This window comes from Thermocatellispora tengchongensis (genome assembly GCF_014202315.1).
GTDB lineage: Bacteria > Actinomycetota > Actinomycetes > Streptosporangiales > Streptosporangiaceae > Thermocatellispora > Thermocatellispora tengchongensis.
The window spans coordinates 564,142-584,020 of record NZ_JACHGN010000004.1 but is presented as its reverse complement, the minus strand read 5'-3'; the positions used below and the strand labels follow the sequence as shown (position 1 = coordinate 584,020).

The 19,879-nt window shown below is 71.8% G+C and carries 22 protein-coding genes; 7 read left to right on the top strand and 15 right to left on the bottom strand.

Annotated features, from left to right (window positions below):
* Positions 1 to 120: 120 nt before the first annotated feature.
* Both HNP84_RS11975 and HNP84_RS11970 read left to right on the top strand, forming a co-directional pair.
* Positions 121 to 1,467, top strand: coding sequence for an acetyl-CoA carboxylase biotin carboxylase subunit (locus HNP84_RS11975; RefSeq protein WP_185049682.1), 1,347 nt, complete (start codon positions 121 to 123; stop codon positions 1,465 to 1,467).
* Positions 1,468 to 1,518: 51 nt separating this feature from the next.
* Positions 1,519 to 1,734 carry a biotin/lipoyl-binding carrier protein gene (locus HNP84_RS11970; RefSeq protein ID WP_185049681.1) on the top strand — a complete coding sequence of 72 codons (216 nt, stop codon included), beginning with the start codon at positions 1,519 to 1,521 and terminating at the stop codon, positions 1,732 to 1,734.
* A 7-nt stretch (positions 1,735 to 1,741) separates the two neighbouring features.
* Here the strand turns inward: HNP84_RS11970 and HNP84_RS11965 are convergent, their stop codons facing one another.
* Positions 1,742 to 2,122, bottom strand: a complete 381-nt coding sequence (locus HNP84_RS11965) for a thioesterase family protein (protein WP_185049680.1) — start codon at positions 2,120 to 2,122, stop codon at positions 1,742 to 1,744.
* A gap of 24 nt (positions 2,123 to 2,146) precedes the next feature.
* On the opposite strand from HNP84_RS11965, the gene bsaP reads away from it, so the two are divergent.
* Together bsaP and HNP84_RS11960 are read left to right on the top strand one after the other, a co-directional pair.
* Entirely contained in the window at positions 2,147 to 2,329 is a 183-nt protein-coding gene (gene bsaP, locus HNP84_RS57055; RefSeq protein ID WP_446697326.1) for a biotin synthase auxiliary protein BsaP, read from the top strand.
* A gap of 175 nt (positions 2,330 to 2,504) precedes the next feature.
* A complete protein-coding gene (locus HNP84_RS11960) occupies positions 2,505 to 4,346 on the top strand; it encodes a serine/threonine protein kinase (RefSeq protein ID WP_185049679.1) in 1,842 nt (613 codons plus the stop codon).
* 209 nt (positions 4,347 to 4,555) lie between these two features.
* Here the strand turns inward: HNP84_RS11960 and HNP84_RS11955 are convergent, their stop codons facing one another.
* From HNP84_RS11955 to HNP84_RS11935, 5 genes are read right to left on the bottom strand one after another with little or no spacing between them, the layout of a single operon-like run.
* On the bottom strand, positions 4,556 to 6,202 hold the full coding sequence (locus HNP84_RS11955) for an acetolactate synthase (protein WP_185049678.1): 1,647 nt from the start codon (positions 6,200 to 6,202) through the stop codon (positions 4,556 to 4,558).
* A 21-nt stretch (positions 6,203 to 6,223) separates the two neighbouring features.
* Positions 6,224 to 7,216 (bottom strand): biotin synthase BioB, encoded by a 993-nt coding sequence (bioB, locus tag HNP84_RS11950; protein ID WP_185049677.1) that lies wholly within the window; start codon positions 7,214 to 7,216, stop codon positions 6,224 to 6,226.
* Positions 7,217 to 7,241: 25 nt separating this feature from the next.
* A complete protein-coding gene (gene bioD, locus HNP84_RS11945) occupies positions 7,242 to 7,964 on the bottom strand; it encodes a dethiobiotin synthase (RefSeq protein WP_185049676.1) in 723 nt (240 codons plus the stop codon).
* Positions 7,965 to 7,971: 7 nt separating this feature from the next.
* On the bottom strand, positions 7,972 to 8,691 hold the full coding sequence (locus HNP84_RS11940; protein ID WP_185049675.1) for a GntR family transcriptional regulator: 720 nt from the start codon (positions 8,689 to 8,691) through the stop codon (positions 7,972 to 7,974).
* Complete coding sequence (locus HNP84_RS11935; RefSeq protein ID WP_221336124.1) at positions 8,688 to 9,896, bottom strand: 8-amino-7-oxononanoate synthase; 1,209 nt, start codon at positions 9,894 to 9,896, stop codon at positions 8,688 to 8,690. The genes HNP84_RS11940 and HNP84_RS11935 overlap by 4 nt, the downstream gene beginning before the upstream one ends.
* Before the next feature lie 140 nt (positions 9,897 to 10,036).
* On the opposite strand from HNP84_RS11935, the gene HNP84_RS11930 reads away from it, so the two are divergent.
* Positions 10,037 to 11,521 (top strand): PAS domain-containing sensor histidine kinase, encoded by a 1,485-nt coding sequence (locus tag HNP84_RS11930; RefSeq protein ID WP_185049673.1) that lies wholly within the window; start codon positions 10,037 to 10,039, stop codon positions 11,519 to 11,521.
* 250 nt (positions 11,522 to 11,771) lie between these two features.
* On the opposite strand, the gene HNP84_RS11925 is transcribed toward HNP84_RS11930, so the two are convergent.
* Together HNP84_RS11925 and HNP84_RS11920 are read right to left on the bottom strand one after the other, a co-directional pair.
* Positions 11,772 to 12,026, bottom strand: coding sequence for a WhiB family transcriptional regulator (locus HNP84_RS11925; protein ID WP_185049672.1), 255 nt, complete (start codon positions 12,024 to 12,026; stop codon positions 11,772 to 11,774).
* A 279-nt stretch (positions 12,027 to 12,305) separates the two neighbouring features.
* A complete protein-coding gene (locus HNP84_RS11920; protein ID WP_185049671.1) occupies positions 12,306 to 13,259 on the bottom strand; it encodes a diacylglycerol/lipid kinase family protein in 954 nt (317 codons plus the stop codon).
* Between the two features lie 76 nt (positions 13,260 to 13,335).
* Between HNP84_RS11920 and HNP84_RS11915 the strand changes: the two genes are divergently transcribed.
* Positions 13,336 to 13,731 (top strand): hypothetical protein, encoded by a 396-nt coding sequence (locus HNP84_RS11915; RefSeq protein WP_312924493.1) that lies wholly within the window; start codon positions 13,336 to 13,338, stop codon positions 13,729 to 13,731.
* 448 nt (positions 13,732 to 14,179) lie between these two features.
* Here HNP84_RS11915 and HNP84_RS11910 read toward each other — a convergent pair whose 3' ends face one another.
* The 3 genes from HNP84_RS11910 to sodN form a co-directional block, all read right to left on the bottom strand.
* Positions 14,180 to 14,959, bottom strand: coding sequence for an RNA polymerase sigma factor SigF (locus tag HNP84_RS11910; protein WP_221336123.1), 780 nt, complete (start codon positions 14,957 to 14,959; stop codon positions 14,180 to 14,182).
* 17 nt (positions 14,960 to 14,976) lie between these two features.
* Complete coding sequence (locus tag HNP84_RS11905; protein WP_376771862.1) at positions 14,977 to 15,402, bottom strand: ATP-binding protein; 426 nt, start codon at positions 15,400 to 15,402, stop codon at positions 14,977 to 14,979.
* A gap of 157 nt (positions 15,403 to 15,559) precedes the next feature.
* Positions 15,560 to 15,961 (bottom strand): superoxide dismutase, Ni, encoded by a 402-nt coding sequence (gene sodN, locus HNP84_RS11900; protein WP_185049668.1) that lies wholly within the window; start codon positions 15,959 to 15,961, stop codon positions 15,560 to 15,562.
* Between the two features lie 16 nt (positions 15,962 to 15,977).
* Here sodN and HNP84_RS11895 point away from each other — a divergent pair, with 16 nt between their 5' ends.
* Positions 15,978 to 16,376 carry a S24 family peptidase gene (locus HNP84_RS11895; protein ID WP_312924489.1) on the top strand — a complete coding sequence of 133 codons (399 nt, stop codon included), beginning with the start codon at positions 15,978 to 15,980 and terminating at the stop codon, positions 16,374 to 16,376.
* On the opposite strand, the gene HNP84_RS11890 is transcribed toward HNP84_RS11895, so the two are convergent.
* From HNP84_RS11890 to HNP84_RS11875, 4 genes are all read right to left on the bottom strand, one after another.
* A complete protein-coding gene (locus HNP84_RS11890) occupies positions 16,373 to 16,909 on the bottom strand; it encodes a CGNR zinc finger domain-containing protein (protein ID WP_312924487.1) in 537 nt (178 codons plus the stop codon). The genes HNP84_RS11895 and HNP84_RS11890 overlap by 4 nt on opposite strands.
* 66 nt (positions 16,910 to 16,975) lie before the next feature.
* Positions 16,976 to 17,722, bottom strand: coding sequence for an amino acid ABC transporter ATP-binding protein (locus HNP84_RS11885; RefSeq protein ID WP_185049667.1), 747 nt, complete (start codon positions 17,720 to 17,722; stop codon positions 16,976 to 16,978).
* Positions 17,719 to 18,549: an amino acid ABC transporter permease gene (locus HNP84_RS11880; protein WP_185049666.1), complete on the bottom strand. Its 831-nt coding sequence runs from the start codon at positions 18,547 to 18,549 to the stop codon at positions 17,719 to 17,721. Before HNP84_RS11880 ends, HNP84_RS11885 begins: the two co-directional genes overlap by 4 nt.
* Positions 18,550 to 18,553: 4 nt before the next feature.
* Positions 18,554 to 19,354 carry an ABC transporter substrate-binding protein gene (locus HNP84_RS11875; RefSeq protein WP_312924484.1) on the bottom strand — a complete coding sequence of 267 codons (801 nt, stop codon included), beginning with the start codon at positions 19,352 to 19,354 and terminating at the stop codon, positions 18,554 to 18,556.
* Between the last annotated feature and the right edge of the window lie 525 nt (positions 19,355 to 19,879).

Sequence of the window (19,879 nt, the reverse complement as noted above, 5' to 3'; positions counted from 1 at the left end):
TGTGGTTCCTACAGATCATGGTGCGGGGAACGGTGGTTTTGGGGGAAAGGTGCGGTGCCGGTCACGGCCATAAGGTGGTGAGGCGTCGGGGGCGGTGGTCGATGCCGAGGGAGAGCACGAGTGTTCGAGTCCGTTCTGGTCGCCAACCGGGGAGAGATCGCGCGCCGGATCATCCGCACGGTCAGGCAGATGGGGTTACGGGCCATCGCGGTGCACTCCGAGGCCGACGCCGGGCTCCCGTTCGTCCGCGAGGCCGATGAGGCGGTGCCGATCGGCCCGGCGCACCCGGCGCAGAGCTACCTGGACATCGGCAAGGTGCTCGACGCCGCCCGGCGTACCGGCGCGCGGGCCGTGCACCCCGGCTACGGGTTCCTGTCCGAGAGCCCGGCGTTCGCGCGGGCGGTGGTCGAGGCCGGGCTGACCTGGATCGGGCCCGCGCCCGAGGCCATCGAGCGCATGGGCGACAAGATCAACGCGCGGAACCTGATGCAGGAGGCCGGCGTCCCCGTGGCCGCGGGCACCCGCGAGCCGGTCGCCGGCGCCGGGCGGGCCGCCGAGGCCGCCGCGGCGATCGGCTATCCGGTCATGGTGAAGACCGCGGGCGGTGGCGGCGGCATCGGCATGAGCGTCGCCCGTGACGAGGCCGGCCTGGTCAAGGCGTACGAGGCGGCGGCGCGGGCCGCGGCCAGGTTCGCCGGCGACGGCGACGGGGCCGGGGTGCTGCTTGAGCGGTACATCGAGCGGGCCCGGCACGTCGAGGTGCAGATCCTCGGGCTGGCCGACGGCACCGTGGTCGCCCTGGGCGAGCGCGACTGCTCGGTGCAGCGCCGGCACCAGAAGGTCGTGGAGGAGTCGCCGTCGCCCGGCCTGACGCCCGAGCTGCGCGAGCGCATGCTGGCCGCGGCCGTACGCGCCGGCGAGGCGGTCGGCTACCGCGGCGCGGGCACCGTGGAGTGCCTGGTCGACACCGAGGCGCAGGACTTCGTGTTCCTGGAGATGAACACCCGGCTCCAGGTCGAGCACCCGGTCACCGAACTGGTCACCGGCCACGACCTGGTCCGGGCGCAGCTTCTGATCGCCGCCGGCGAGGCGGTGCCGCCGGTCGCCGAGCCCCCGGGCGGGCACGCGATCGAGTTCCGGGTCTACGCCGAGGACCCCAAGCGGTTCCTCCCCGGCCCCGGCCGCATCGAGGTGTGGAAGGAGCCCGAGGGCGAGGGCGTACGGGTCGACTCCGGCTACGAGGCCGGCAACACGGTCACGCCGTTCTACGACCCGCTGCTGGCCAAGCTGTGCGTGCACGGCCCGACCCGCGAGGCGGCGCTGGCGCGGGCCCGCGAGGCGCTGGCCGCCTTCGTGATCGAGGGGCCCAAGAACAACCTGCCGTTCTGCGCCGAGCTGCTGGACCGGCCCGAGTTCGCCGGCGGCGACTATGACACGGGCCTGGTCGAGCGGATGCGATCACGGTGATGGCGCCCGGAGGTTCTGGCAGAGTTGGATCACTTACGAGGGGAGCACCCGATGGCTGAGGTACGCGCGGAGATGGTGGCGAACGTCTGGAAGGTCGTCGCCCAGGAGGGCGACACCGTGGACGAGGGCGACACTCTGGTCATCCTGGAGTCGATGAAGATGGAGATCCCGGTCCTGGCCGAGGAGCCGGGCGTCGTGGCCCAGCTCAAGGTGGCCGAGGGCGACGTGGTCCAGGAGGGCGACCTGATCGCGGTCATCGACGAGTAGCGACCGGTCAGGAGGTTGCACGGGCGAGGAATCGGGCGCGATCGACCACGACGCGCTCGATGGTCCCCGAACCGACCAGCGTGGCCCGCTCGGTGGCGGTGAACCCGAAGACCAGGCGCCGGCCGTCCACCTTGGTGAGCTCGGCGCTCAGCTCCACGTGGGCGCCCACCGGACACGCGGCGAGGTGCTCCAGCTCCACCCGGGTGCCGACCGTGGTCTGCCCGGGTTCGAGGTGGTCGCGTACGGCCTGCACCGTCGCGGCCTCGGCGAAGGCGAGCAGACGCGGGGTGCCCAGGATGGGTACGTCGCCGCTGCCCAGCATGGCGGCGGTGTCCGCCTTTTCGACCAGGAACAGCATGGTGGCGGTCAACCCGGGAGCGATCGTCATGCACGTCAGTCTAGGGTCGGTGCCGTGAGCGAGTACTGCGACCACTGCGGAGGGCGCGCCGCCGAGGGCGACCACACGGCGTGCCGGGCCGCACGCGAGATGGAGCCGCCGAGGTACTGCCCCGAGTGCAGGAGGAGAATGGTGGTGCAGGTGATGCCCTCGGGGTGGTATGCGAGCTGCGCGCAACACGGCATCAGAGTAAGCTGATTGACGCCTTACCCTTTATCACCCCTTGGGGGCTCCGGCATCCCAGAGGGCGGCAAGGATCGCACGAGCACAGGGTTTCGTGACCTCGGTGTTATCTCCCCGCGATACAAATCCGCTTTGTTGGAGAATCCTGAGGTGAGAGAGGTAAACGCGACAGGGGGGTAACGGGGGAACCATGGTGGCCCAAGGGACGACGCTGGCGGGACGCTACCGCCTGGACGTCCGCCTCGGCGCCGGTGGCATGGGCGAGGTCTGGCGAGGCGAGGACGTCGTCCTCGGCCGCACGGTCGCGGTGAAGGTGCTGCTGCCCGGCCGCACCGACGATCCCGGCTTCGGCGAGCGCTTCCGCGGCGAGGCGCGCGCGATGGCGACGATCAACCACCCCGGCGTCGTGGACGTCTACGACTACGGTGTGGACCAGGTGCCCGGCGTGGGGGCGCAGGCGTACCTGGTGATGAAGTTCGTGGACGGCGAGCCGCTGGACCGCCTGCTCACCCGCCTCGGGCAGATCCCGCCCGAGGCCGCGATGGAGCTGATCGCCCAGGCGGCCTCGGCGCTGCAGGCGGTGCACGAGCAGGGGATCGTGCACCGCGACATCAAGCCGGGCAACCTGCTGGTCCGCGCCGACGGCACCCTCGTGCTCACCGACTTCGGCATCGCGCGGGCCGACACCGCGAGCAGGCTCACCGACGCGGGCATGGTGCTGGGCACCGCCGCCTACTGCGCGCCCGAGCAGGCCGAGGGCGCGCCGGTGACCCCGGCCGTGGACATCTACGCGCTCGGCGTCGTGGCGTACGAGTGCCTGGCCGGCCACCGGCCCTTCGACGGCGACACGCCGGTCACGATCGCGCTCAAGCACATCCGCGAGGCCCCGCCGCCGCTGCCGCCGCACATCCCGGCCCCGGTGCGCCGGATCGTGGAGGTGGCGCTGGCCAAGGACCCGGCGCGCCGCTGGCCCGACGCCGCCGCGATGAGCCTGGCGGCCAAGAGCGCCGTGGCCGCCGAGCCGCACCCCGCCCCGGCCCCCCAGCCGCCGCCCCAGCCCCAGCCCCAGCCGCAGCCCGGCGGGGCGTACCCGGGCGGATACACCGCGGGCGCGCACGGCCCGCCGCCCGCCACCGGGGGGCACCCCGGCCAGCCCTCCGGCGGTTCGCTGACCGGCGGGTTCGACGCGCGCGCGTACGCACCGACCGACTTCTACGCCGCCGAGACCGGCGGCTACCAGGCGGACCCCTACCAGACGGGCGCCCGCCAGACCGGTGCCCACGAGACAGGGGCGTACCAGAACGAGCCCTACCAGGGCGGCGCCGACCGGCGCTCCGCCACCACCTCGTCCCGGCCGGTCGCGGACACCGGCCCCGCGACGGCGGCGGGCGGCGGACGCGGCCGTCGCAAACCCCCCGGCCGGCGCCGGGCCGGCGCGGTGAGCGCCCTGGTCGCGGCCGGCGTGCTGTGCGTCGGCGGTGTCGCGGTGGCGTTCACCGAGTTCGGCGGCTCCGAGCCGACCGGCAACACCTCGATCGCGCGCAAGAACGACAACGTGCCCAACGTCGAGACCGCCGAGCCGCTGGACAGCCCCAAACCGCCCAAGCGCACCAACGACAAGCCCACCACGCGCCCCGCCGAGGACGAGCCCCGCCAGACCCGCACCGAGCGGCCGAGCGAGACCCCCGAGGCGAAGCCCAGCCCCTCTCCGACGCCGACCACGCCCACCAAGAAGCCCACCCCGACCCCGACCCCTTCGGTGACACGCAAGGTCGTGCCCGACGTGCTGGGGCTGACCCTGGCCCAGGCGGTCGACAGGCTGGCCGCCGCCGGGTTCAAGAGCAAGATCCTGGTGAGCGGCGGCGAACCGGCACAGGACTGCTTCAAGGTCGTCCAGCAGGACCCGGCAGGCGGCATGCGGTCCGACATCAGGCGCCCGGTCGAACTGGTCGTCGATCCCGCCGCCGGCTGCGAAACCCCAGAACCGACCGTCACCCCCACCGCCACCGGCTCCAAGCCCGCCGCCGCGTAGTTCCTGGCCCGTGCTTCGCACGGGCGGGCTTGGGCGCCTTTCAGGGTCGTGTCTTCCGTCGTCGCTCCGGACACGACCCGCGCCCAAGCCGCCACTACCCCGTCACTGCACCCATTTGTGAAACCCGCCCACCCCGCGCAGGGCGCCCACGCGAGCCCTTACGGCCATCTCGGCGCCAGCCCCTGCACTGGGCGGGGTGGGGGGCGGATTCAGATGCCTGTGGTGTTGCGTGGGTAGGCGATGGCCGGGTCGGTGGCGATGTTCACCAGGTAGGGGACGCCGGAGTCGAAGGCGCGCTGCAGGGCGGGGCCGATCTCGTCGGGTGAGGTGACCAGTTCGCCGCCGCCGCCGAGGGCGGTGACCACCTGGTCGTAGCGGCACTGGGGCTGGAGTTCGGCCGCCACGTCGTAGCCGTAGAGCATCTGCATGGGGTGCTTCTCCAGGCCCCAGATGCCGTTGTTGCCGCAGATCATCACGACCGGCAGGCGGTGGCGTACCAGGGAGTCGACGTCCATCAGCGAGAAGCCGGCCGCGCCGTCGCCGAGGAGGAGCACCACCTGTGAGGACGGCCGCGCCAGGCGGGCGGCGATGGCGTAGCCGAGGCCGGTGCCCAGGCAGCCGTACGGGCCCGGGTCCAGCCAGCAGCCGGGGCGGGCCGGCTCGACGTACTTGCCGGCGTAGGAGACGAAGTCGCCGCCGTCGCCGATGACCACGGCGTCGTCGGCCAGGACCTTGGCCAGCTCGCCGTAGATGCGCATGGGGTGGATCGGGTCGGCCTCGGCGGCGAGCAGCGGGGCGTCGCCCGCGATGGCGGCGGCGGCCGTCTCGGCCAGCCTGGCCAGCCAAGGAGCGTACCGGCCGGGGTCCACCTTCGCGGTGGCGCAGGCGGCGCTCAGGCCCCAGAAGGTCAGCGACAGGTCGCCGGCGGCGCTCGCGGCGGTGCCGACGTGCGTGGCGAGCTGAGAGGGGGCGTCGGCGATGTGCACCACCTTGGCCAGCGGCGCGCCGTCCTTGCCGCCGAACCAGCCGTAGCCGAGCCGGAAGTCCAGCGGGGCCCCGGCGACGATGACCAGGTCGGCCTGGCCGAAGGCGGTGCCGCGGGCCCGGGTGACCAGCAGGTCGTGCCCGGCGGGCAGGAGGCCGCGGCCCTGGCCGTTGGGGATGACCGGCAGCCGCCACTCCTCGGCGAAGTCGCGCGCGGCCTCCTCGGCGCGCTCCATCCACACGTCGGAGCCGAGTACGAGCACCGGCCGCTCGGCCTCGGCGATCAGCCGGGCGATCTCGGCGAGGCGGTCGGTGTCGGGTTCGAGCGGGGACGGGGTCAGGGTCTCGACCCGGTGCGCGGGGGCGGGGGAGAACAGGTCGTCCATGTAGAAGTCGAGGAAGACCGGGCCGCGGTGCGGCGCTATGGCGGTGCGGAACGCGCTCTCCACGTCCTGCCCGATGCTCTCGGCCGAGCCCGCGGTGAAGGCGAGCTTGGTGATGGTCTCGAACAGCGGCGGGTGGTCCATCTCCTGCAGGGCCCCCGAGCCCCAGCGTGCGCGCGGTGCCCGGCCGCCCAGGACGACGACGGGGGAGCCGTTGAAGTGGGCGGTGGCCACGCCGCTCACGCCGTTGGTGATGCCGGGGCCCGCGGTGAGCACGGCGAGCCCCGGTCTGCGCGTCAGGCGCGCGGTGGCCTCGGCCGCGAACACCGCGCTCTGCTCGTGGCGCACGTCGAGGATGCGCATGTCTTCGTGCACGGCCCCGTCGTACAGGGGAAAGACGTGCCCGCCGGACAAGGTGAACATGGTCTCGATGCCGTAGGCCTTGGAGACGGCTACGGCGGCGTCACCGGCATGCTTCGCGGAGTCCATGCCGCCGAACCTACCAGTCGGTCACAAGGTCTTCGAGAGGGCTTTGATCGGCATCTTCAGGTCGGTGAGCAGGTCGAGGTCGGCCGACGCCGGGCGGCCGAGCGTGGTGAGGTAGTTGCCGACGATGATCGCGTTGATCCCGCCGAGCATGCCGTCGCGGGTGCCGAGGTCGCCCAGCGTCAGCTCGCGGCCCCCGGCGTAGCGCAGGATCGTCCGCGGCAGCGCCAGCCGGTACGTCGCGATGGTGCGCAGCGCGTCGGCCCCCTCGACCAGCGGGTAGTTCGCGAACGGGGTGCCGGGGCGCGGGTTGAGGAAGTTCAGCGGCACCTCGTCGGGCGCCAGCTCGCCGAGCTGCCCGGCGAACTCGGCCCGCTGCTCCACCGACTCGCCCATGCCCACGATGCCGCCGCAGCACAGCTCCATGCCCGCCTCGCGCACCATCAGGCAGGTCTCCCAGCGCTCCTCCCAGGTGTGGGTGGTGACGACGTTGGGGAAGTGGGAGCGGGCGGTCTCCAGGTTGTGGTTGTAGCGGTGCACGCCCATCTCGGCCAGCTCGTCCACCTGGGCCTGGGTGAGCATGCCGAGCGAGCAGGCGATGTTGATCTCCACCGCGTCGTTGATGGCCTTGACGCCCTGGCGGACCTGGTCCATCAGCCGCCGGTCGGGGCCGCGCACCGCGGCGACGATGCAGAACTCGGTCGCGCCGGTGCGCGCGGTCTCCTCCGCGGCCTTCACCAGCGACGGGATGTCCAGCCACGCCGCGCGTACGGGGGAGTCGAAGGTGCCGGACTGGGAGCAGAAGTGGCAGTCCTCCGGGCAGCCGCCGGTCTTGATCGAGACGATGCCCTCCACCTCGACCTCGGGCCCGCACCACTTCACGCGCACCTCGTGGGCCAGCGCCAGCAGTTCCGGCAGCCGCTCGTCGGGCAGCCGCAGGCACTCAAGGGCCTGCTCGGCGGTGAGCCCTTCGCCCCGGTCGAGCACCTGGTCGCGGGCGACGGTCAGAATGTCCACGCTGTTCCCTCTCCCTCACGGGTCGCTAGAGCGTCAGCCTAAGGCTCGTGCGGAACGCGGCGGGGTCGAACCCGCCGCCGAGCGCGGGACCGAGTCCGGCTCGGCTCACCCGGGCGAACGCGGCCCGGTCCAGGCCGCCCGCGCCCTCGGGGAGCGCGCCGGCCAGCGGGCGCGCGGCCAGCATCTCCAGGTCGGCCACGTTGCACCGCTCGGCCAGGCCCGGCTCCGCCGGCCAGGAGCCGATCACCACCCCGGCCAGGTCGATGCCGCGCCCGGCCATGGCCTCCAGCGTGAGCGCGGTGTGGTTCAGGGTGCCGAGCGCGGCCCTGGCCACCACCAGCACCGGGGCGCGCAGCGTGCGCGCCAGGTCGGCGATCGTGGCGCCCTCCTCGTCGAAGCGCACCAGCAGCCCGCCCGCGCCCTCCACCAGCACCAGCCGGTGCGACTCGGCCAGCTCGGCGATCCTGCCGGCCGCGGCGTCCAGCGACAGCGGCGGCAGGCCCGACACGCGCGCCGCGGCGGCGGGCGAGAGCGGGTCTGGGAAGCGGGCCAGCTCGAACGTGGTGCTCACGCCGGACAGCCGGATCACCTCGTCCAGGTCGCCGGGCTCGCCCTCGCGTACGCCCGTCTGCGCCGGCTTCACCACCGCGACGCTCGCGCCGCGCTCGCGCGCCAGCGCCGCGACCGCCGCCGTCACCACCGTTTTGCCGACTCCGGTGTCGGTGCCGGAGATCACCAGGATGCTCATGTCAGAACTATGGCCTGCGCAGGCGGGTGACGAACTTGTACCGGTCGCCGCGGTAGAGGGATTGCGCCCATTCGACCGGATTGCCGTCGGCGTCGAACGCGTGCCGGGTGAGCAGCAGCATCGGCAGGCCGACGTCCACCCCGAGCACCTGCGCGTCGTACGGCGTCGCCAGCACGGTCTCGATGATCTCCTCGGCGTCGGTCAGGCGCACCTGGTAGGCGTTGTGCAGCGTCTCGTACAGGGAGGAGTGGGCTTCGAGCTCGCGGCGCAGCCGGGGGAAGCGGCGCGCCGACAGGTGGGTGGTGTCGATCGACATCGGCTCGCCGTTGGCCAGGCGCAGGCGGTGGATGCGCAGCACCCGCCCACCGGGGTTGATCGCCAGCCGGCGGGCCAGGGTCTCGTCGGCGGTGATGTAGCTGATGTCCAGGATCTTGGTGTCGGGCTCCAGGCCCACCGTGCGCAGGTCGCCGGTGTAGGAGGTGAGCTGGAGCACCTGGGCGACCTTGGGCTGGGCGACGAAGGTGCCCTTGCCCTGGATGCGGACCAGCCTGCCCTCGACCGTCAGCTCGGTCAGGGCCTGGCGCACGGTCGTCCGCGAGGTCTCGAAGCGCACCGCGAGCGTACGCTCGGGCGGCAGCGCGCTGCCCGGCGACAGGCTCTTGGTGAGCTCAAGCAGGCTCCGTTTGACGTCGTAGTACTTGGGAACCCGCGGGGAGTCTTCTGTCACCCGTTCACCTTCATCTCGGCCACGGCGGTGAGCGCGACTCTGATCACCGCGAGATCATCGGAACTCAGATTGGCCCGCGCGGTCAACCGCAGGCAAGAGCGGCCGTGCGGCACCGAGGGCGGGCGGAAGCATCCGACGCGCACCCCCAGCTCCGCGCAGACCGCCGCCCCCTGAAGTGCGACGTCCGGGCGGCCGAGCACCACGGGCACGACCGCCCCGGCCGGCTCGCCCGCCTCCAGGCCGAGACCCGCCGCCATCGCGGCCAGTTCACCGGCCCGTTGTCTGGCGTATTCCGGCAGTTCGGGCTGGTTTCGCAGGATACCCAGCGCCGCCAGTGCCCCCGCAACGCTCCCCGGCGCGAGACCGGTGTCGAAGATGAACGGGCGCCCGGTGTCCACCAGGGTGTCCACTATCTCCGGCGCGGCCAGCACCGCCCCGCCCTGGGCGCCCAGGGCCTTGGACAATGTGACGGTTCTCACAACATGCGGGTCGCCGGCCAGTCCGAGCGCGTGCACCGCGCCGCGCCCGCCGGGCCCGACCACGCCGAGCGCGTGCGCCTCGTCCACCACCAGCAGCGCCCCGTGCCGTACGGCCGCCGCGTGCAGCTCGGCGAGCGGCGCCAGGTCGCCGTCCACGGAGAACAGCGCGTCGGTGACCACGATCGCGTGCTCCTCGGCGCGGTCGGCCAGCGCCTTCTCCACCGCCATGACGTCCTTGTGCGGCGTCACCACCACCCGCGACCTGGCCAGGCGGCAGCCGTCGATGATCGAGGCGTGGTTGCCCTCCTCCGAGACCACCAGCGCGCCGCGGCCCAGCGTCGCCACCGCCGCCAGGTTGGCCAGATAGCCCGAGGAGAACACCAGGGCGCGGGGGGCCTGCGTGAACGCGCACAGCGCGTCCTCCAGTTCCGCGTGCAGGCTCGTGGAGCCGGTGACGAGCCGGGAGCCGGTCGAGCCGGTGCCCCAGCGCAGCGTGGCCTCCGCGGCGGCCCGCGCCGGCCGGGGGTCGCGGGCCAGGCCGAGGTAGTCGTTGGAGGCCAGGTCGATCAGCCCTCCGTGGTCGGGCGCGCGGTGACGCAGCGCACGCCTCAGGCCCGCCGTCTCACGCGCCGCGGCGGCCGCGCGGAACCGCGCGAGCGGGTCGTACCCGCCGGGTTCGGGGGCCGGCCGCCCGGCGCCGGGGGAGCGGGTGCTCGTGGGTTCCATAGGGGGCATTTTCCCAATCACGCCGCGTAGCCTCGCCCCGGGTCCCACGACACGCGGGATGGCACTCCTACGGGCGCATCTTGGCGCGCCCATTGGGTGCCGGTTTGTTCGCAGGGGCATCTAGCACGCATGATGCAATCGTGCCGACTTTGAGCGACCTGGCCGTCCGTCATACCGAACTCGACGCCGCCGACATCGACTGGATGCACGCGCTGGTCTCCGACTGGCAGCTTCTGGCCGACCTGTCCTTCGCCGACCTGATCCTGTGGGTGCCGCTCGGCGACGGCAACGGGTGGATCGCGGTCGCCCAGATGCGGCCCACGACCGGGCCGACCGTCTACCACGACGACGTCGTGGGCACGGTCGTGGCCAAGGGCGAGCGCCCCCTCATCGACACCGCCTGGAACGAGCAGCGCATCTGCCGCGAGGGCGACCCCGACTGGTCCAGCGGCGTGCCGGTGCGCGAGGAGACCATCCCCGTACGCCGCCCGTCCGACACGCCGTCCGGGCGCTTCCTCGGCGTGATCCAGCGCTCCACGAACCTGTCCTCGGCCCGCACCCCGTCCCGGCTGGAGCTGACCTACCTGCAAAGCGCCTCCGACCTGGCGCAGATGGTGGCCGAGGGCCGGTTCCCGTTCTCCGGCGACGAGCCGATCCTGGTGCGCTCGCCGCGCGTCGGCGACGGGCTGCTGCGGCTGGACCGGGCCGGCCGGGTCACCTACGCCTCCCCGAACGCGCTGTCGGCGTACCGGCGGCTGGGGCTCAACGCCGATCTGGTCGGCGCCGACCTGGGCAAGGTCACCGCCGCGCTGTGCTACGGCGACGAGCCGGTGGACGAGTCGCTGATGATCGTGGCCAGCGGCCGGGCCCCGCGCGAGACCGAGGTCGAGTCGGGCGGCACGATCGTGCAGCTCCGCGCGATCCCGCTGATCGTCGGCGGCGGCAGGATCGGCGCGCTGGTGCTGATCCGCGACGTGACCGAGCTGCGCCGCCGCGAGCGCGAGCTGATGACCAAGGACGCCACGATCCGCGAGATCCACCACCGGGTCAAGAACAACCTGCAGACCGTGGCCGCGCTGCTGCGGCTCCAGGCGCGGCGGCTGCGCGTCCCCGAGGGGCGCGAGGCGCTGGAGGAGGCCGTACGCCGGGTCGGCTCGATCGCGATCGTGCACGAGACCCTGGCGCACGCGCCGGAGGAGTTCGTGGACTTCGACGACATCGCCGACCGCGTGATCGCGATGACCGGCGAGGTGTCGGCGCCGGAGGCCCAGGTGACCCCGCGCCGGATCGGCACGTTCGGGGTGCTGCCCGCGGCCATCGCGACGCCGCTGGCGATGGTGCTCACCGAGCTGCTGCAGAACGCGGTGCAACACGGTTTCGCGCACCGGCCGGGGAAGCTCCAGGTGATCGTCAGCCGGCTGCCGGAGCGGCTGGACGTGCTGGTCAGCGACGACGGCAAGGGCCTGCCGGAGGACTTCGACCTGGACTCCGCGACGAGCCTGGGCCTGCAGATCGTGCGTACGCTGGTGGTCGGCGAGCTGGCCGGGCGGCTGTCCATCGAGCCCAGGCCCGGCGGGGGCACCGAGGTCAGCATCTCCGTCCCGCTGCCCGCCCCGCCCGCGTGAGAGGCTGCCTTCGAGGACAGCATCATGTGACGCGATTTGTCATGCGGCGTCCCCAGGGGGCATCCTGGGGACGCGCCGGAGGCGGGATCCGGCCGAAGGGGGGCACGGATTGCCGTAGGGGATGTGATCGTCGATTCGGCGGCGGGGGTCGTGATCAGACGTTCCCGATCAGGCGTTTCTGATCGACATCCGGATCAGAACGACGTTCCCGATCAGACGGTCGTGATCAGGGGTGCTGGTCAGGGGCAGGTCAGACGTTCGCGCGGGTGCGGTGCCGGGCGGTGCGACGCTTGAGGGCGCGACGCTCGTCCTCGCTGAGGCCGCCCCACACGCCCGCGTCCTGGCCCGATTCCAGCGCCCACTTCAGGCACGCCTCGTTCACCGGGCACTGACGGCAGACCTGCTTGGCCTCCTCGATCTGCATCAGAGCGGGCCCGGTGTTGCCGATCGGGAAGAACAGCTCGGGGTCCACGTCACGGCAGGCAGCTCGGTGGCGCCAGTCCATGCGTTCCACTCCTTCGTTGGTGGAGCTTCGGGGAGCTCCGGCGGCGTACTTTGTGAAGACTTTCACTAGCAGGGTCGAACGACTCCCGGGCCTGGGTAGGTCCCGGGTTGGTTCGGCGATCGCCGGTGACGCCCTGGGGGAGGGTCGCTCCCTCAAAGGTCCTACGTTCCGACGTCCCTTTGAGACTGTCAGCCACGCTCCGTACACGCAAGAGGTTTGGCCGTATGTTTTGCCGGATATGGCTGTCGGATGCGTCACACTATGACCGAATGTAACGCGCTAGACCATGACTTGTAACGCGTCCGGGATAGACCGGAATGCCACCTTTTCGCGTTCGCCCAGGTAGTCGCCGTCGAGCTGGAACGCCACCGGCCGGGTGGCGGTGATGGTGATCTCGGGCTCGTCGTGCAGTTGCACGAGGTGCCGCCCGTGCGGCAGACCCTCGGCCGGGGGGTTGAAGATCTGCGGCATGATGCCCATCATCGTCGGCAGCGTGAGCCGGCGCAGGCCCAGCAGGTCGAGCCCGGTCTCGAAGCTCGCCCACGGCGTGGGCTGCACCGGGCGGCTGCCGACGTAGGTCCACGGCGTGGTGTTGGACACGATCGCCAGGTAGATGCCGCTCGCGGCCGGCATGCCGGGCGCCTCGACCGTGATCGCGGGGTGCCTGCGGTCGGTCATGAAGAACTGGCGCACGGCCGTCGCGACGTACCTCGCCGGGGTGGCCCGGAAGCCCGCCCCGCGCAGCCCCTCGACCGCCCGGATCACCTCGGCGTCCCAGCCGACCCCGCCGCAGAAGGTGAAGTAGCGGCTCTCGTCGGCCCAGCTCGCGTGCCCGAGCCCGACCACCCGGCGCCGGTCGTCGCGCAGCGCCTCCAGCACCGCCCCGGTCGCCTCCACCGGGTCGTTGGGCAGGCCCAGCGCCCGTGCGAACACGTTGGCGCTGCCACCGGGGATCACCGCCACCGCGGGCCGGGACGCGGAGCCGCCGCCCTCGCCGGTGTCGGGCGTCAGCAGCCCGTTGACGGTCTCGTTGATGGTGCCGTCGCCACCGAGCACGACGACCAGGTCGAAGCCCTTGGACCGCGCCGTGCTCGCCAGCATCGCCGCGTGCCCCCGGTATCGGGTCTCCTCCACCGACAGATCCACCGCCGCGCCGAGCGCCCGGATGAGCACATCGCGCGTACGGCGGTTGGTCGTCGTCGCCTTGGGGTTGACCAGCAGCATGGCCCGCATGCCGCCAGCGTATCCGCGGGACGCGAGACCCGGGCGCGGAGGAGGGGGACGATGTGGCCGGGTAGGCTCAGCGGATGTGCCTACTCGTCCGATGAGCCTGGTGATCGCGGCGGTCGTGCTGGCCCTGGAGGGCCTCATCGCCGTGCTGCTTGGGGGATACGTCGGGGTGCAGACCGTCGTCGGCGCCCCCGAGGACGTCACCACCTCGATCGCCGTGGCCGCCTTCGGCCTCCTGGCCGGCGCCGGCCTGCTGTGGGTGGCCTACGGCGCCTTCACCGCCGAACGCTGGAGCCGCTCCCCGGGGGTCCTGGCGCAGATCTTCCTGATCCCGGTCTCGATCACCCTGATCCAGTCGGCCCACCCCGAGATGGGCATCCCCCTGATCATCGCCGCCCTGACCGGCCTGGCCGCCCTACTGTCCCCACCGACCACCCGCGCCCTGTACGGCGACGACGCCCACCACCCCTCCTAGGGGCCGGCCAAGCGCGCCCCCCAGCCCGGCCCCGCGGTACGCCCTGCGCGGGTGTGCGGCTTCCGGAATCAAGCCGCGGTGACGGGGTGGTGGTCGGCTCGGGCGCGGGTCGTGTGCGGAGTGACAAGGGAAGAGGCGCCCCTGCGGCGTGCCCGAGCCCGCACGGGCGCAGCCTCCGGCCTGGTGCCCAGGCCCTGCCCGCGCGGAGCATGGGCCATGGGCACAGCCTGTACGCGCGGGGCACGGGCCATGGAACGCCCCTACGGGGCGCCTTACGCGGGTGGGCGGGTTTCACAAAAGGGTGCGGTAAGGGGCTAGTGGTGGCTTGGGCGCGGGTCGTGTCTGGAGGAGGAGCGCAGGGAGCGCAGCGACCGGAGCGACGAGGGAAGACGCGGCCCTGAAGGGCGCCCAAGCCCGCGTATTGCGAAGCAATCGCCATAAGCACAGCTCAATCTTCGGCGGTCAGGCCCTCTCGGAGCTGGGCCAGGGTGCGGGCCAGCAGCCTGGAGACGTGCATCTGTGAGATGCCGAGCTCCGTGGCGATCTGCGACTGGGTCATGTTGCCGAAGAAGCGCAGCAGCAGGATGCGTTTCTCGCGTGGCGGCAGGCGTTCGAGCAGCGGCTTGAGCGACTCGCGGTACTCGACGCCCTCAAGGGAGTCGTCGACGATGCCGAGCGAGTCGGCCACCGCGGGTGCGTCGTCGTCGCCGGAGTCGGGGGCGTCGAGGGAGACCGTGGAGTAGGCGTTGGCCGACTCCAGCCCTTCGAGCACCTCCTCCTCGCTCATCTGCAGATGCCCGGCCAGCTCCGCGACCGTGGGCGCGCGGCCCTCGCGCTGCGACAGCTCGCTGATCGCCTTGGTCAGCGACAGCTTCAGCTCCTGGAGCCGGCGCGGCACGCGCACCGCCCAGCCCTTGTCGCGGAAGTGGCGTTTGATCTCGCCGACGATCGTCGGCGTCGCGTACGTGGAGAACTCGACGCCCCGGTCCAGGTCGAAGCGGTCGATCGACTTGATCAGGCCGATCGTCGCCACCTGGGTCAGGTCGTCGAGCCATTCGCCCCTGTTGCGGAACCGCCGGGCGAGGTACTCCACCAGCGGCAGGTGCAGCTCGACGAGCTCGTCCCGAATCCGCTGGCGTCGAGAGTCGTCCGGGGCCAACTCCGCCAGTTCCGCGAAGAGCGTGCGCGCGCGCACCCGGTCGGGCACCGCGTCGTCACTGGCGGCCATGGCACGAGTCCTTTCCGTCACGCCGGCCTCGCCGCGCCTCGGCGCTTGCGCAACACGATGGCCATGCGGTCGGGGGAATCGGTCACCGCGTCCACGTCGTCGGCCAGGGCGGTGAGGACCATCCAGGCGAAGTCATCGCGCTTGGGCGCCGTGCTGCCCACCGTGTTGACCTCCACCCGTACCTGCATCTCCTGCCCGGTCAGCTCGAACTCGGCCGTGAGGTCGGTCCCCGGCACGGCCTGGCCGAGCAGCATGGCACACGCCTCGTCGACCGCGATCCGCAGATCCTCGATCTCGTCGAGCGTGAAATCCAGCCGGGCCGCCAGCCCGGCGGTGGCCGTACGCAGCACGGACAGGTAGGCGCTCGCGGCGGGCAGCCGCACGCTGACCACATCGCGAATGCCGGCCATCCCCTCCGTACGCGTCTCGGTTTCCTCGGTCACGTTCCTCCTCACGCCTCCGCATCTCCTCGGCCGCGCATTGCCGTTGACTGCAACCTACAGCCCCCGGGGCCCAATTGGCGTCGTCAGACTCGCGATCATGGAGAAAATGGTCAGGCCCCGTGTGAGTTGTCACCACACGGGGCCTGTGATGCCGTCATCAGGCGGCCTTGGTCTCCCAGAAGATCTTCGAAATCTCGTCGATCTTGGCCAGCAGCTCGTCGGCCTTGGAGACGTCGACCGTGCCCTTGGCCCCGGCGGCCCCGGCCAGCTTCGTGGCGTCCCAGAAGAGCTGGTGGAGCTGCGGGTACTTCTCAAGGTGCGGGGGCTTGAAGTAGTCGGTCCACAGCACCCACAGGTGGTGCTTGACCAGCTCGGCCCGCTCCTCCTTGATGGTAACCGCACGCGCCCGGAACACCGGGTCCTCGTTGCCCGCGTACTTCTCCATGATGGCCTTCACCGACTCCGCCTCGATGCGGGCCTGCGCCGGGTCGTAGACCCCGCACGGCAGGTCGCAGTGAGCGGACACCGCGTGCTTGGGTCGCAGCAGTCGTGCGAGCATCGGAAATCCTTCCTTGATGCTGAATTACAGCATGGTCCGGTTACCGACCTTACTCGTACTGAACCACTGGTGCTGGAGGGGGCCCGCCGTCGTGAGAGTCCGTGTCGAAGGGGATTCCATGCTGCCCGCGCTGCGGCCGGGAGACTGGCTTCTCGTCCGCCGAGGCGCCTGCGTGCGTCCGGGCGACGTGGTGGTCGCGCGCCTTCCCGGAGACACCGCCCCGGGCCCGCCGCGGCTGATCGTCAAGCGCGCGGCGTGGCGTACGGACGAGGGGTGGTGGCTGGAGAGCGACAACCAGCGCGCCTCCGGCCGCCGCGACAGCTGGGACTTCGGCGCGCTCCCGGACGACCACCTGGTGGGCCGGGTCGTGCTGCGCTACTGGCCGCTGCGCCGGCGCCGGGCACAGCCGAGCTAGCCGACCGTCACGCCGCGCTTGCGGGCCCGGTACGCCGCGACGTTGGCGCGGCTGGCGCACCGGTCGGAGCAGTAGCGCCGCGACCGGTTGGAGGAGGTGTCCAGGTACGCCCGCCGGCACGGCGCCGCCTGGCACAGCCCCAGCCGGTTCACCCCCAGCCCGGTCACCAGGGCCGCCAGCCCCATCACCGCCCCCACCGCGAACTGGTCGGCCACCCGGCCGCCCTCGGTCAGGTGCAGGTGCCAGGGGCTGCCGTCGTGCCCGGTGATCTGCGGGTGCACCGGGTGGCGCACCAGCAGCGCGTTGATCCGCTCCACCACGTCGTGCTCGTCGCCGGCCGTGGCCGACTCGAAGATGGCCACCAGGTCGCCGCGCAGGTCGCGCAGCGCCTCCACATCGGCCCTGGTGACCCGCTGCTGGGGGGCCGAGTGCCCGGACTCGCGCAACAGCTCTCCGGCCCCCTCAAGGCTCTCCAGGCGCTCGGGGGAGTTGATGAGGAGCACCGCCAGCACGGCGTACGACGTCAGATCCACTCTGTTCCTTTGCGACTGCTTCGCAATAGGCGCGGTTCGGGCGCACCGTCAGTTGTTACCGTGCCGTCAGTCTACGTGGGTGGGGTTCAGCACGCGGCGGAGAAAGGTCTGCGTGCGCTCCTGGCGGGGCGAGCCGATCACCTGTCCGGGCGGGCCCTCCTCCACGATCACGCCCTGGTCCATGAACACCACCCGGTCGGCGACCTCGCGCGCGAAGGCCATCTCGTGCGTGACGACCAGCATGGTCATGCCGTCCTCGGCCAGCTTGCGCATCACCGTCAGCACGTCGCCCACCAGCTCGGGATCGAGCGCCGAGGTGGGCTCGTCGAACAGCATCAGCGACGGGTTCATCGCCAGCGCCCGCGCGATGGCCACGCGCTGCTGCTGGCCGCCGGAGAGCTGCCCCGGGTAGGCGCCGGCCTTGTCGGCCAGCCCCACCCGCTCCAGGTCCTCCCTGGCGATCCGCTCGGCCTCGGCCCGCCCGCGCCCGAGCACCCGCTGCTGGGCGATCGTGACGTTGCGCAGCACGGTCAGGTGCGGGAACAGGTTGAACTGCTGGAACACCATGCCGAGCCGCCGCCGGGCCGCGTCGATGTCCACGTCGGGGTCGGTGAGCTCCACGCCGTCCACGAACACCTGGCCCGAGGTCGGCTGCTCCAGCAGGTTCACGCAGCGCAGCAGCGTGGACTTGCCCGAGCCGGAGGGCCCGATCACGCACACCACCTGCCCGGCGTCCACGGTCAGGTCGATGCCGCGCAGCACCTCCAGGGTGCCGAACGACTTGCGCAGGTTCCTGATCTCCACCGAGCTCATGGCCGGTGACCCCCCTTCCGCGCCTCCAGCCGGCGCGCGAGGTAGCCGAGCGGGATCGTCAGCAGCAGGTAGACCAGGCCCGTCGCCACGATCGGCGTCGGATTGGCGAACGTGGACGCCTGGTCGTTGCCGAACTTGGCCAGCTCCACCTGGCCCGAGGTCACCCCGAAGAACAGCACCAGCGAGGAGTCCTTCAGCAGCAGCACCAGCTCGTTGGTCAGCGGCGGGATCACGATCCTGATCGCCTGCGGCAGGATGATCGACGTCATCGCCCGCATGTGCGGCATGCCCAGCGACCGCGCCGCCTCCATCTGCCCCTTGGGCACCGCCTGCACCCCGGCCCGGAACGACTCGGCCATGTACGCCGCCGACACCAGGCCGAGGCCCGCGGTGGCCATGCCGTACACGCCGAAGGGGAACACCAGGTCGGGGAACGCCAGCGGCAGGCTGCCGATCATCAGGAAGATGACCAGCGCGGGCAGCCCCCGGAACACCTCGATGTACACCGTGGCGATCCACCGGTACGGGCCGACCGGCGACAGCCGCATCAGCGCGAGCCCGAGCCCCAGCACGAACCCGACCGCGTAGCCGCAGGCGGTGTAGATGACCGTGTTCCGCAGCGCCACCGTGAACAGCTCCGGCAGCCCCTCGCGGGCCACGTCGAGGTTGAGGAACGACCGCTGGATGGCCGCCCAGTCGGCCAGCAGCGCCACCACGACCACGATGGCGACCAGCAGGACGTACTGGACCAGCCGGCTGATCTGCCGTCTCCTGCGCGGGCTGAGCCCTCCCGTACGGGGGAGGGCCGTGGAAGGCTCGCCGTTCATCGCGCTACGACGCCGCGGGCGTGGGGGCCGGGGTCGGCTCGGTGCCGAACCACTTCTTGTAGATCTGCGTGTACGTGCCGTCGGCCTTCGCCTGCTCGATCGTCTCGTCCACGACCTTCTTCAGCGCCGTGTTGCCCTTCTTCATCCCGATGCCGTACTGCTCACCGGTGTCGAGCGTGGCCACCATCTCGAACTTCGCCGCCACCTCGGGCTTCTTCAGCCAGGTCAGCACCACCGGCAGGTCCTGCACGATCACGTCGACCTGCCCCGTCTGCAGCCCGAGCAGCTCCTTGGGCGAGTCGGCGAACTCCACCGGGTCGAGCCCCCTGCCCTTCACGTAGTCCAGCCCGGTCGTGGACGCCTGCGCGCCCAGCCGGAGCCCCTTGGCCTTCACGTCGTCGAGCGAGGTGATCCCGCTGCCCTTGGGCGCCATCAGCGCCTGCGTGGCGTCGAAGTACGGCACCGAGAACGCCAGGTTCTTCTCCCGGTCGGGCGTGATCGTCATCCCCGCCGCGGCCAGGTCGCACCGCCCGGAGTTCAGCGCCGCCCCGCTCTTGATCGCCGCGAAGTCGATGTCGATGATCTCCTGCCGCACGCCCAGCTTCTTGGCGACCAGATCGACGATGTCCACGTCGAACCCCACGGTCTTGTCGCCCTGCCGGAACTGGAACGGCTCGTACGGCACGTTGGTACAGGTCGTGATCTTGCCCGGCGCGACCAGCGCCACCCCGCCCGGCGCCGTGGCGGTCGCCGGGGCCGACCCCCCGCCCCCGGAGCCGCAACCGGCCAGCAGCAGCCCCGCCACCGCGACGACCGCGACATGACGTATAGTACTGATATGATCGCGGTGAGTGACGATAGTGCGCCGCGAGAACCAGAGCGCCATCGAGGCCTCCTCAGTCGATCGGGCTCTTAACGGGCAGTTTAGAGGACATTTCAGGCATCACCCACTGCGGATTTGACCATGTGTCAGGTAATGGTTGTCAGCCGCCGCAGGCGCAACTCCCTTCACATCCGGCAAAGGCGACCATGGCCCGCCCTTGGGGCCCTCATCCCGCGCCATCGCGCGCCCGGTCGCCGGCCTTGACTCACCGGACGGGCTGTGGCGGGCTCCGAGCACAGGGGGCCGCGGGCAGCGGGCAGTGCCGCCTCGCGAGTGGGTAGTGGTGGCTTGGGCGCGGGTCGTGTCTGGAGGAGGAGCGCAGGGAGCGAAGCGACCGGAGCGACGAGGGAAGACGCGACCCTGCAGGGCGCCCAAGCCCGCCCGTGCGGAGCACGGGCCATGAGCACAGCCAGCCCAAGCCCGCCCGTGCGGAGCACCGGCAAATGA